Consider the following 12413-nt stretch of genomic DNA (forward strand, 5'->3'; position numbering starts at 1 on the left):
ATCTCAGGATTTTGCAAATCCTCATCTATAAGGGAGGTGGCACAAGATGGATTTTATTGGCGCATATTCCTGGCCAAATTTGCGATATCTCCTTCAAGGCTTTTGGATTACGGTACAGGTTGCCGGCTTGTCGATTCTATTCAGCTTTATCATCGGAACCGTGCTGGGAACCGTCAGGTATACGAGGGTTGCCTTCGTCTCGAGGACGGTCGCCATCCTCGTGGATGCCATCCGTAATCTGCCGCTCCTGTTGATCATTTTTTTCATCGGCATGATTCTGCCTCAAGCCGGCATCCGCATTCCGACCTTTTGGGCGGCGGTCGTCGGGCTGAGCATCTTCGAAGGGGCGATGATCTCCGAAATCGTACGCAGTGGTCTCGTATCCGTCGATAAGGGGCAGATCGAGGCAGCCCGCGCCTCGGGTCTATCCTACATGCAGACGCTTCGGCATGTTATCCTCCCGCTCGCGCTGCGCCGAATGTCCCCGCCGATGGTGAGCCAATTCATATCGCTGATAAAGGACACATCCCTGGCCATCATCATTTCGCTGCCGGAGCTGATGCGGAACGTAAAGATTCTAAGCGGATCCAGCTTCTCTTATGTCATTCCGGCGCTTGTATTTGCGTCCCTGCTCTACTTCACCTTGAATTATTCGCTGTCGCTGGTTGCTAAACGGCTCGAGGCCAGACAGATTTAAGGAGACGAAGACCCTGGGCGCTTGCTCCGATGAAGCCTTCGTCAAGGAGGCAGGAGCTTCGCAAACCGCAAAGCTGCTTCTTGATCCCCAAGGCTATTCCTTGAAAACCTAAGGCTGCCCCTTAAACCGCAAGGCTGCTTCTTGAACCGCGAGGTCTTTTACGCCCTGCGGTTCTTTGCCGTTCCGTCATACTGGTCATTCTGGGGAAATTCGGATGATTTTCCAAGCGGACTGCAACCCTGTACGTCAACACATCGTCTAATGGGCATACATGCTAATCATTCACAAAGGAGTGCTAAGATGATGAAGAGAGGATTGCAGCTGCTGGTCGGCGTTTCCCTGATGGCCGGTCTTTGGCTCGGCCCGGCGAGCCCGGAGGCCTCGGCCTTATCTTGTGCTGAGCCCCGAAAAATCACCGAAGAGCTCAAAGTATCGGATATCGTGTTCCGCGGAACCCTCGTCTCCTACGACGAGAACGCCGACTTCATGAAAAGCACCTATACATTCTCGGTTTCGGAATGGTGGAAGGGCGATCTGGAGAAAGGGACGATCACGCTCCATCCTACCGGCTGGGACACCTTTGAGGAAGGAAGGGAATACATCGTGTTCGCGAATGCGGGTAAAGAAAGGGTCAAAGCCCGACTCTGCGGGAATACGGGGCCTTCCTCATCGGTCGACACCTCTTCCTTGGGCGAAGGCAAACAACCTGCAGCTTCCGAACTGCCCGAAAGGACGGCATCCGGGGCGGGATTCGGAAACCTCCTTGGCAGTGTGATTGAGATTATCCGCTTCCTATGCAGCAAATATTAAAACCGACTACCTCAAGCCTCGTGCCATCTCCACAAGAAACCCCCTATAGACGTACTCCCACAGAAGACAGACCGCGTTTAGCAGTATTTTTTCTTGCGATATCAGGCAGCAGATCCTCCGAGGTTATACTTTCTGATATCTTCAAAAATATCGAACCAATCCTCCGAACATGCGTATATAACAATAAGATTGCACAAGCTGACAGGAGGATGAGAGATGATCAAGAGATTTTTGCTGCTAACGCTTCTACTGGGGGTTCTCTCGGGCTGCTCATTGCTGGACAGCGTGAACAATTCCCTGGATTATACGAAGGAAGCCGGCACGTTCATCAATGAGGCTTCACAATTCGCCCAGTCCATCCCGGATCTGGCCCAACAGGCGGCTACGAGCGCGGATGCCAAAGAGACGCTGACCAAGGAGCTTGAAGAGATGAAGACCCGCATCTCGGAGTTTAACGGGATCGAGGCTCCCGCTTTTGCGCAGGATATACATGAGCAGCTTGTAGCTTTAAACGATACGCTGCTAACCGACATCAACGGATATATGGACCAAATCCAAAACGGTGTGACCGACCTCCAAAATTCCGGCATTGTTGAGACGGTGAACAAAATCAACGAAACGATGGACCTCATCCAAAACCTCCAGCCATAATCGAACATTCGCACAGCAATAAGGCTGTTCCCGAAGATCTCGCAGATCTCGAGGACAGCCTTATCGCTTGTGTCCGAAGACAGATTATGTCATGCATAGAGATCAATTTCGACTCACTGAACAAAGAGCTGAAGATTGCCCGTAAAAGCTTCACGAACGACATACCGGGTCTGGTCCGTGCTGGGAGTCAAAATCCAATACGTGCCGCGCCTCTCCGCCGGATCCTCCGGTTCCCAGGCCGCAATGAGCTGCCAGTCTTCTCCGTACCGCTCGTCGCAGGATTCCCGAAAGGCTTCGGCAATCCGGTCATGGGGCAAGAGCTCCAGCGGGAACGCCTGAACGCTGCCATAGGCCTTCATCCAGTCAGCGAACGGCACCATATCCGATGCATACAGCTGCGCATAATATCCTTCTCCTCCACCTGCTATGGCTGCAAAGGCTTGCTCGTCGCCTTCCTGAGCAGCCTGGTACAGCAGAGAAACCGTCTGAATCGGCGTCCAGAGGGGCGTATCATAATTGGAGGCCAGGAACTCCCTGTATTCCGCAGCCGACTGAATGCCTGCCGCAACGAGCTCCTCGAAGGACGCCTCCCTTCCCAGCTCATACGCTCCCGGATAAATCGCCGTCTGGTCGATCACCTTCGGTCCGTCCGGAAACACATTGACGAACCATACATTCTGATCCCCATAGCTCAGCTCTTCCAGCACAAGTTCGACCTGACTGCCGTAATGGATGGACAACAGCCGCCTGCTGTCTTCCGCCAGAGTCAGCTTGTCGAAGGACCGAAAGCGCTCCGGTTTCAGCTCGCGCTTCCCTGCTTCCTCGATCAGCACATCCAGCTTTGACGGCGTCATGCGGACACTGGCAATGTCCGCATACCGGAAATACGCTTCGCGATCCTCCGCATGCAGCGCTTCGTACATCTGCAGAACGGTATCGACAGCCATGCGGTCCCGTCTGTTCTCCAGCTGGCCGAGGCTCTGCGAAACCGTGCCCACTCGCTCCTTATCCTCGTTTGCCGTACGCTGGACCTCGGACTTCTCCGCTGGCGGCTGCTGCGCCCGAGCCGTTGAGAGCTCCTCGACGGAAGCCGGCATAGCGCTGGACAAAGGCTGCGGCGATGCCCCCTCTTGACTGCACGCCGCAGTCAGCAGCATCAACGCAATCCACAGGGATAATCCTCCCTTACGGCGGTACCGCCTTATACGATCATTCAGCTTGTACACCCCCTCGTAACGACAACCAACGATTTATATGTAATCTTTGTGTCAATCCCTATATATTCATCATCGTCATTCCCGAAGCGAATGTTAATTGCTGCAGCAATAAAAATCGCACGGATGAAAGAATTCACCCGTGCGATAGCTGCCATTGCCCCAGCGGCATCCTCGCCCAAACTCACGCAAGCCCAAACTTACGAGCTTATCGGGGATATAGGAAGGGCCTGCTGCTGCATCATGAACCATTGCACATCTTCAAAACCGGTCATAGCTGACAAACTCCAGCACCGGCTTACGGTAGCCTCTCGGACGAGGCTTGGCTGCATCTTCCTTGCCGATCGCAATCAGCATGGCGGGAACATATTCAGCGGGAATACCGAGCGCCTTACGAAGCAATTCGGGATCAAAGCCGATCATCGGACAGGTATCCCACCCTTTATCCTTCGCCACGAGCATCAGCATCATCGCGGATAAGCTTGCATTGCGAATGGCCTCATCCCGCATGAAGGACTCTCCCCGTTCCTTGTAGAATCGGGTGACCTCCTCAACCGTCTGGTCATATTCCAGCTTGTCGATGATCCCCAGACTGAGGAATCCCTCGTTCATCCGTCCAACCTCCTCATAGGCCCGCATATTGCCAAGCACAACGATTACCGCAGAGGCCGTTCGGATCTTATGCTGCTTGTTTGCGGCTTCGTACACCTTATCCTTAAGGTCCGGAGCCTTCACCACCACATAGCGGGCATGCTGGAGATTGAAAGCCGAAGGAGCGTATTTCACCTCGTTAAATATGTCGTCCAGCGTTCTGTCCGGAATGTCGATGCCTTCGATGAACCGATTCGCCGACCTCCGGCTTTTGATTAAGGTTGTTAAATCATTCATTTTGTACGCCCCTCCAATCGAATTCTTTCATTAAAAGATCAATGCATCCAGAGAGTAAGTTCCCGCACCGGTAAGAGCAAGCGCCACCGCAGCTGCGATCAGCAGCAGATTATACTCGTAACCATTCGCAGTAGACCAGTAGCCGTTCTTTCCATGAACTTTAACGATTGCCCCAAGCATTGTCAGCGTGATGAGGGCAGCTCCAAGCACGGTCAGGAAGCCGGAAGCGAGCAGCAGCCCGCCCGCCAGCTCCATCAAACCAGCCATTACAGCCGCTGCAACTCCTGGCTTGATGCCGATCGATTCCATCCAGCCGCCGGTTCCCTTCGGACCGTAGCCGCCGAACCAGCCAAGCAATTTCTGTGCGCCATGGGCCATAAATGACAGCCCGATGACCAAACGAAGAATAAGCAAACCTAAATCCATCGTCATTATAAAAACCTCCAAGTTATTTGCTTTATTTAAAATCATTTCTCATGATCGATTTATTTTTACATTCTGAATCGCAGATAAAGCCGTACGGAACCATTCGCTCATAGCCGCTAACGTTTATACAACATCAACTCACTCCTTTATACTTACTATATTTTTTATAGTTATTTGTCTTGATATTAAGATAAATCATAGACTACCCTTCTGTCAACCACTGATTATGAAAATGACGGATTCCCATCAGAACAACGAAAAAAGCACTCCTGCATGCAAAGAGCAGGAATGCTTCATCGGATCTTTTCCTATATTATTCCGCCAGCTTCTTGATTTCGCTGTCGGTTAGCGCCATGTTATAAATCCGAACCTCATCCAGGCTTCCATTGAAGTACGGATCGGCTGCAAAGCGGCTTTTGCCCAAGTAAGCTTCCGTGGTCAACAGCCCGCTTGGGTTCAGCTTCATATGATCGCCGGAGGCAACAAGCTGTCCGTTTACGTACAGCTTGCCCGTATCCCCCTGAAGGGTCACGGCTACATGCGTCCATGCATTTACCGGAAGCGGCGCGTCAGCAAGGAGACTCTGGTCGCCGCCGTTGCCGTGAATCGTAAACTGAAGGACGCCGGTGTGCTGGGACGGGGTCAGGAACATATGCCTTGCGAGCCCGCTGCCGGCATCGAGCACCCGCTGCCACGGAGCCCCTCCCTTCCAATATACCCATGCCGCGAACGTTAGATCATCCGTGTCTGTTACCAGATTAGGCAGCTCAATATATCCGTTCTTGCCGTCAAAATCAATGCCCCCGCCCTGATAGCCTCGCTCATTCCACTGAACGCCGCCGTGCGTCCGCCCGTCATATCCGTTCGGGGAGCTGTCGATCACGACGCCCTCTCGGTTCTCACCGAAGCCATAGTTCAATAGCATCGGTCCGGCCGACTGCTGCAGCACGGTCACGTCAAAGGACCGGGAAGTCTTGTAGCTGCCCTTGACGATCCCGGCAGTCAATGTAACCTTCGCATTTCCGGAGCCCGCGGCTGGACGCGTCACCTTGCCGTCAGCGGTGATCACGTTCGGATCGGAGGTCGACCACTGGATCGTTGTGCCGCCGGATGCCTCGGAAGGCAGGGTCAAATCGTAGAAGATGCCGCTCACATCACCGAGCGACAGGTCTGCTCGAACTTCCTCCGCAATCTGCTTATCGCTGCGCTCCGGCTCCTTCGCTCCCCAAACGGTTGTTCCATCCGGCGATAAAGCCGTAAAGGTCATGAGCTGCTGCCCGGCCTCGGGATTCCATTGCGGCGCGAACACGCCCTTATACACAACACCGTCCAAAGTCAGCGTAACCTGCTGCTTTCCGCTAGTTTTCCATGTGCCGGAGACGCTTCCTGTCACCCGGCCGTTCATATGCAATTGGATCGGCTGCGACTCCTTGATGTTTGCGGAAATATCCTTCCCATGGTTGATCAGCTTGTATTCCCCTGCTGCATCCTTCGGGGTTACCTTCTTGTCCACTGCTTCCTCTCCTGCATAACGGAACGGGGCTGCGACAGGCCAACCTTCCTCGTTCATGTACAGTTCATGGACGCGGATTTCATGCTCTTCGCCGCGCTGCGGAAAGCGGCTGTGGAAGATCAGGAACGTTCTGCCGGTTGCTTTATCGTAGTATACCGAGTTATGTCCAGGGGATACCGCACCGGTTCCCAAGCCCGTTCCCGGATCGCCAATCAAACGCTTGAACAGATAGTTGCCCATCAGCTTGGTGCCGAACGGCTCGATCGACCGGTCATCGAAGAGCGGCAGGGACGGATCGGCCTTCACCTCTCTCATGTCGTTTCCTTCCGCATCATAGAACGGGCCGTCGGGGTTCTTGGATCGGACGACCCGCATATTGTACCCGCCAACCGCATCAAGTCCGCCGTACGAAAGATACAAGTAATAATAATCCGTCTCCGGATTGTAGAGCATATACGGTCCTTCGATCCGGCTATGGTTGCCCCCCAGCAGCTTTTTGCCATAGCCCTGTCCAGGAAGCGGCTTGCCGTTCGCAGGATCCATCTCCATAATGAAGATTCCCCCGGAATAAGAGCCATATACCATCCACAGCTTTCCATCCTTATCAAAGAAAACATCCGGATCCACCACATTCGGATGCTTCGTTGCATCGTACACGGTGCCGTCCTCACTCGGCTCGCCCCACATGCCGGATTTCAGAATAATGCCGGTGTCCTTATAAGGTCCTTCGATCCGATCGGCTACGGCAATCCCCATCGCCGAGCGCGGGGAGTCTCCTTTGCAGGCATTGTAGTACATATAAAATTTGCCGTCGGCAAGCTGGATCACATCGGCCGCCCATAGCGTATCGCTCTGAGCCCACGCCAGCGTTTCCTTCAGTTCCTCCGTTACATTCGGAATCAGAGGATTCCCCTCAGCAACCCCGGAAGCGATCATGTCCCACTTCATGAGGTCCTTGGATTTGGCCGCTGCCAAATGGGAGCCGAATACATAGTAGGTATCGCCCGCCTTGATCACGGATGGATCGTGCACAGAGGCCTCCCGGAATACCGGAGCGCTTGGCTCCTTCTTTTTGGCCGCCGCCTCCACTTTCACGCCTAAGCTCCCCGTCTCCGGCCCCTGCCCAAATGCCATAGCGCTTCCCGCCAATAAAACGCATACAACAGCTGCGGCAGCTCCAGTTCGAATCATGTTCTTTCGCATACGACGCTCCTTTCAACCAATCGCTGATTTTTTGTAAACCCTTTCAAAACAGACAAACAAGAGTGACATGAAGCCTGAACCACGATAATTTTAATTCATTAAAACATAAAACGTTTTATATTATATAAGATATTATCATTGCAGTTGCTCCAATTTCAATCCCCTTTTCCATTTATTTTATCCGAAGCGAATCGGTATGGTCTTAAAGACCCAGTATAAGAAAATGCCGAATCCCCCTAGAAAAACCTGCCCTTGTTATATTTTCACCCCCCTCTCCGCCGCTTGCACGGAGCATGGGATCTTAATGAACGAACGAAACCCCGACCACAAACGGAGGTCGGGGTTTTGTTTTATGTTTTTATGAATCAAATGAATATAACAGCTATTCTGAGATTAGTAGGTCCACCAATTCCCGGACATGACCAGCATCGATAACAGCTTGATGCTTTCTTCGTAATATCCCTCGGCCGACGCATTCGCCGTATAGGTCCACACGGCGTTCAGCCAGCTTTGGTGGTTCTGGGAGACCATCGCGCTGACGCCGAACGGAGCGTAGAATGCGCCGCTGTTATACGACACAAGCGGGCTTCCGCCGAGCGTATAGCCAGCCTTGATATTTGCCGGCTTCTGGCTCGTGTTCGATTTGATGAACGCGTTCATCTTCTCGAGCTGACCCAAGGCCCTCGTGTCGCCGGTCATCAAATAGTCGGTAGCGATTCGCCAAGGCGTCCGCGCCGAATTGTAATAATAGTTCCCGTCGTTCGCGCCTTCAAGGAAGTCGGCCGCCGCAGGCTGATAGCTTCCCCCCTGCAGCACGACGAAATCCGGAAGCAATCCCGTATTCGGGCTATAGCTGCTGTGGACGGAGTTGATAATACTATACGTTTTGTTGATCACCTGATCCCATCTGGCATCGCCGGTAGCCTTCCGGAACGCCTTCAGATGATTCAGCATGAAATCGGACGGGCGTGTGGCGGTATTGAAGCTCCCGCTCGTTGCCCAGTCTCCCAGACGAAGGGTCCATTGCGATTGATTCACGTCATGGCTCATGATGGCGCCTATGATGTTTTTGGCGGCTTGCAAATAGTTAATGCTGCCGCTGCTGCCCCACTGCTTGTCTGCCAGCAGCAGTGCGTATGCGATATCCATATCGCCGTCCGTCGCCGAGTTGGCCCCCTCAATATTCTGGAAGCTGCTGTTCTGCTTCCATGCCATTAAGTATGGATTCTGGTTGCTCGGATGAGCCTTATAGTATCGGTATAGTCCGTCGAAGTAGGTCTGAGCGTTGGCATCGGCTCCAGCCATCATGACGGTCAGGATCATCCCGTAGCCATGTGCCTCCGATACCGTTTCTCCGGCCGAGTTGTATTTAACGTAATATTGACCCGTGCCGGCAGGCTTGAGGAAAGAACTCTTCCAGCTGTTCCACTTGGTCTTTACAGCATCGTCCATCGCCGTCTGCGTCACATGATTGGGCTTGATCGAGCCGCTCGTATAAGTCGTATGCTGCGGAAACGGCTTTTGATTCGCCGCCATGGACAATCCCGCCGGCAGCATCAGGAGGACGACACAGAACAACAGCGCGCTCTTGCGGATGACTCGTTTACCGCTTGATTTCATCAACCTCATCTCCTTCATAGATTCGAATTGAAAATTCGGTTACCCTTACCGCTTGTCCGGCCGATTTCGCTTCGATCACCACCTTTCATCACTGGATGACACGGTGACGGAGAATCTTTATGTAATCCAAGTATAATCTAAAATGGTTAATTATGTAAGTCTATAGTCTCGTTTTTCCGTCAGTTTTTCAAAAAAAAGATAGAAAGCATCGAACTAACCCCCTGCTCCAAGCGTTTGTAAATAGCGAAGGGGAATTACGGGGAGTATCCGAAAAGGAACACCCTTAAGATAAAGGTGGTGGGTATGATGCCTTATTATATATGGCTGGTTGTTTCTGCGCTGCTGTCCTTGTACGGCGTAATCACGTATTGGCCGAACTATTCGCCGGATGACGAAATGGTTCTGTTCAATGACGTTGCGACGGCCATCTTCTTCACGCCTTCTTTCTTTATTCTGTTTCTGTCCATGATCCTTCAGGCTGCCATCCTGGGTTTAAAGCGGTATCGTGCGTTCAGGCGCGTGCTCTATATTCTGATCTATCCTGCCAACGTTGCCCTCTTCTATGTCATCACGATGAATCTGATGCCGATCTCGACGATCATTATCCTGGTACTGGCGGGATCTGTGGTTGCCGTTCTGCATTACTTTTTGTCTTATTTATTCAAAAATTAGGGCAAACGGACCGCGTTCTTCCGGTCTATAGATGTAACCTAAAATGGGCGGTGCAGGATCATACCTGCACCGCCCTATATTCCTGCACCGCTCTGGTTTAAACCGCGTGAATGGATGGCCACGACAGCTCGATCCCCTGCCGCACCAGCAGGTGCTGGAACGCCTCCAGCCGCTCTGGATTACTGCGGACCTCGGACGGCTTCAGACCATGCTCCACGCAATAAGCCGCTAAATACCCCGCCGACTCTCCGATGTTCCACTCGACCGGATGAAGGCGGTAACAGCCGTTCGTAATATGTGTCGTGCCGATATTTTTGCATGCGGCCAGCACATTGCTCACCCGCACCGGAATCAGGCTTCCCATCGGAATTTGGAAGGGGAGACTCGAAATGTCGATATAGGTGCGCTGTCCCGTGCTTGGATGCAAATCGATCCGGTAGCAGCCGACGCCGACGGAATCGAAAAACTCCGCTGCCTTTCCATCAGGCCGGCAATCGCTGGCGACATGCTGCTCCTTAACAGTGAATTCCGCCCGGATCCGGCGTGACTCGCGGATGTACGGCGCCTTCGCCAGACCGTCCTCTGTGCCGAGCACATCGGGACGGAGACGAAGCCCCGGATAACCGGCTCCTCCGTCCGGACGAGGAGCTTCCGTCTGCATCCAATAGAGAAGCGACAAGCTTAGGCTCCGGGCCTCTTTCAAATGCTTCTCCCGCTCCTCCGGGCTTACATCAATGATCGGTCCCAGCCAATAATCGTTCTGCGGCCAATTCACGATCGTCACGTTGCTATCGAAAGCGCCTGCGGCGAAATGCTCCCGGTCCAAAATCTGTCTGTATTTCCACAGCGAGAATGACTTGCCGTCCGGGAACAGGCTGTAGGTGACAGGCTCCAGCGTATGCGGGACGAGCCCGCTCCAGCTGAGCATGCGATCGGGCCAGAAATCGGCTTGATACGCTTTCCAAAAGTCATACCTATCCGGCTTCGGAATCGTATGATCTTCACCTTCAAGGTAGTCAACCGCGAAGCACCACGTGAACGCCTGCATATCCATCGGGTCCGGCGAACCGGACAGCGCATGGGGTTCCCCTGTATCCTCCATGGATTCCGCGCCGGTGACGTACTCGATTCCCGCAAGCGGCAGCAGATCCCCCTCTTCGGTCGCATCCAGAAACAACGCGCCGGTAAGGGTAACCTCATTGCCGGATTTTACGTTCCGCAGCGAAACGGCCGTGACCCGGTCACCGTCGCTCTCTGCTCGGGTTAGGACGTGCTCCGTGAGGATAACGAGCCTACCGCTGTGGACGTACGGAGCCAGCATATCCCGCAGAACGGCCAGGGCTGCCCGGGGTTCATGAGCGATTGCGCTCACCAGCGCGCTGCCGGGGTTGAAGCGTTCGGCCGCTCTGGCTTCCGGCTTTAATGGAAACCACGACCGGTAATACTGCCGAACCCGGCTGCGGAATTCGCGATAGCTCGCCGTACAGCCGAACTGTTCGATCCAGGGATGCTCATCCGGCGGCACGCCCTGACTGGTGATCTGCCCGCCTAGCCAATCTTCGGCCTCCGTCATGATGACGCGTTTCCCGCTGCGAGCCGCCGCCAATGCTGCGGCACATCCGCCCAGCCCCCCGCCGAGGATGATAATGTCCGCCTCTCTATGTTGACCCAACGTCTGTTCACCTCGTATCGATAATGTTATTTATCCGCCAGGGCTAGCTGTATTTAAAGATCGTTCCGAGCGTGGTGGAGCCGGGCCCGTACCGCTCATATGCGCCGGCCGCTTGCTCTACGGGAACGACGTGGGAAATAAGCGGTCTTACGGATATTCTTCCTTCCGCAAGCAGACGGATATATTCGGCGACATTGCGCCCTTCCGTCCAGCGTACGAAGCCGATCGGATAATCACGGTTCTCCAGCTCGTAGTTCGCATCGTAGCGCCCCGGACCGCCTGCCCGCGAGATGAGAACCTGCGCCTCCTTGGCGAACATCTTTTCCCTGGAGTACACGGTGGTCAAATCGCCGACAATGACGATTTTCCCCTTGTCCCGGATCCAACCCATCGAGGCGTTGATCAGCTCCTCTCCGGGGCCGCTTGCGCACAAAATAACGCTGTCCACGCCATGCCCGCCCGTCAAGCGCCGGATGCTCTCCTCCAGCTGCTCACGGCTATCGGCGGCATGCGAGATATACGCCCGCATCTCCTTCACCCGCTCCGAATTCAAGTCGAATCCGGCGACAGGGAAGGCTGCCGCATGCGCAATCTGGGCAATCAGCTGGCCGAGAATACCAAGGCCCACGACAACGGCAGATTCGCCGAAACGTAAGTCGGCCACCCGCAGCGCATGAATCGCGATCGCTCCGAGACCCGCGAATGCCGCTTCCTTGGGATCGACCCCATCCGGCACCGCTGCCGTCAAATTCGAAGGAACGGTCAGCACCTCGGCATGGCGCACATAAGGCGCCCCGTAACAGGCGACGCGCTGACCGACAGACAGGCCGCTGACGCGCTCCCCGATCGCTTCAATTATCCCGACCGCACTGTAACCCATCACCACAGGCTGATCGGAAGCTCTCTTGATAAACGTCATTTCGGTTCCCGGGCTCACGGCCGAATATTCGGTGCGTATTCGAACATGCCCTGCCGGCACTTCAACCGGCTCCTCGAGATCGGCAATGATCACATTGCCTTGAATCGTAGCCACCGCCTTCATATGAT

The 12413-nt window shown here is 54.0% G+C and carries 11 protein-coding genes; 4 read left to right on the forward strand and 7 right to left on the reverse strand.

The window, feature by feature from the left end:
* Nucleotides 1-46 precede the first annotated feature (46 nt).
* The 3 genes from J2Z18_RS04335 to J2Z18_RS04345 all read left to right on the forward strand — a co-directional run bounded on the left by J2Z18_RS04335 (nucleotide 47) and on the right by J2Z18_RS04345 (nucleotide 2158).
* Nucleotides 47-697 (forward strand): amino acid ABC transporter permease, encoded by a 651-nt coding sequence (locus J2Z18_RS04335; RefSeq protein ID WP_007130583.1) that lies wholly within the window; start codon nucleotides 47-49, stop codon nucleotides 695-697.
* 300 nt (nucleotides 698-997) lie between these two features.
* Complete coding sequence (locus tag J2Z18_RS04340; RefSeq protein ID WP_244152713.1) at nucleotides 998-1507, forward strand: hypothetical protein; 510 nt, start codon at nucleotides 998-1000, stop codon at nucleotides 1505-1507.
* Nucleotides 1508-1723: 216 nt separating this feature from the next.
* Nucleotides 1724-2158: a DUF6376 family protein gene (locus tag J2Z18_RS04345; protein WP_007130585.1), complete on the forward strand. Its 435-nt coding sequence runs from the start codon at nucleotides 1724-1726 to the stop codon at nucleotides 2156-2158.
* 113 nt (nucleotides 2159-2271) lie between these two features.
* Here J2Z18_RS04345 and J2Z18_RS04350 read toward each other — a convergent pair whose 3' ends face one another.
* The 5 genes from J2Z18_RS04350 to J2Z18_RS04370 all read right to left on the reverse strand — a co-directional run bounded on the left by J2Z18_RS04350 (nucleotide 2272) and on the right by J2Z18_RS04370 (nucleotide 9022).
* Complete coding sequence (locus J2Z18_RS04350; protein WP_251536077.1) at nucleotides 2272-3384, reverse strand: hypothetical protein; 1113 nt, start codon at nucleotides 3382-3384, stop codon at nucleotides 2272-2274.
* Between the two features lie 249 nt (nucleotides 3385-3633).
* A complete protein-coding gene (locus J2Z18_RS04355; protein ID WP_007130587.1) occupies nucleotides 3634-4260 on the reverse strand; it encodes a nitroreductase family protein in 627 nt (208 codons plus the stop codon).
* A gap of 30 nt (nucleotides 4261-4290) precedes the next feature.
* Nucleotides 4291-4692 carry a DoxX family protein gene (locus tag J2Z18_RS04360; protein ID WP_007130588.1) on the reverse strand — a complete coding sequence of 134 codons (402 nt, stop codon included), beginning with the start codon at nucleotides 4690-4692 and terminating at the stop codon, nucleotides 4291-4293.
* Nucleotides 4693-4999: 307 nt separating this feature from the next.
* A complete protein-coding gene (gene abnB / locus J2Z18_RS04365; RefSeq protein WP_007130589.1) occupies nucleotides 5000-7402 on the reverse strand; it encodes an arabinan endo-1,5-alpha-L-arabinosidase AbnB in 2403 nt (800 codons plus the stop codon).
* Nucleotides 7403-7795: 393 nt separating this feature from the next.
* Nucleotides 7796-9022, reverse strand: coding sequence for a family 8 glycosyl hydrolase (locus tag J2Z18_RS04370; protein WP_007130590.1), 1227 nt, complete (start codon nucleotides 9020-9022; stop codon nucleotides 7796-7798).
* Between the two features lie 303 nt (nucleotides 9023-9325).
* Between J2Z18_RS04370 and J2Z18_RS04375 the strand changes: the two genes are divergently transcribed.
* On the forward strand, nucleotides 9326-9694 hold the full coding sequence (locus J2Z18_RS04375; protein ID WP_210094232.1) for a hypothetical protein: 369 nt from the start codon (nucleotides 9326-9328) through the stop codon (nucleotides 9692-9694).
* A 97-nt stretch (nucleotides 9695-9791) separates the two neighbouring features.
* Here the strand turns inward: J2Z18_RS04375 and J2Z18_RS04380 are convergent, their stop codons facing one another.
* The gene (locus J2Z18_RS04380; protein ID WP_007130592.1) at nucleotides 9792-11366 is read right to left on the reverse strand and encodes an FAD-dependent oxidoreductase; all 1575 of its coding nucleotides are present in this window, start codon (nucleotides 11364-11366) and stop codon (nucleotides 9792-9794) included.
* A 43-nt stretch (nucleotides 11367-11409) separates the two neighbouring features.
* Nucleotides 11410-12408, reverse strand: coding sequence for a zinc-dependent alcohol dehydrogenase (locus tag J2Z18_RS04385; protein WP_007130593.1), 999 nt, complete (start codon nucleotides 12406-12408; stop codon nucleotides 11410-11412).
* Between the last annotated feature and the right edge of the window lie 5 nt (nucleotides 12409-12413).

This window comes from Paenibacillus lactis, from assembly GCF_017873605.1.
Taxonomy (GTDB): domain Bacteria; phylum Bacillota; class Bacilli; order Paenibacillales; family Paenibacillaceae; genus Paenibacillus_AQ; species Paenibacillus_AQ lactis.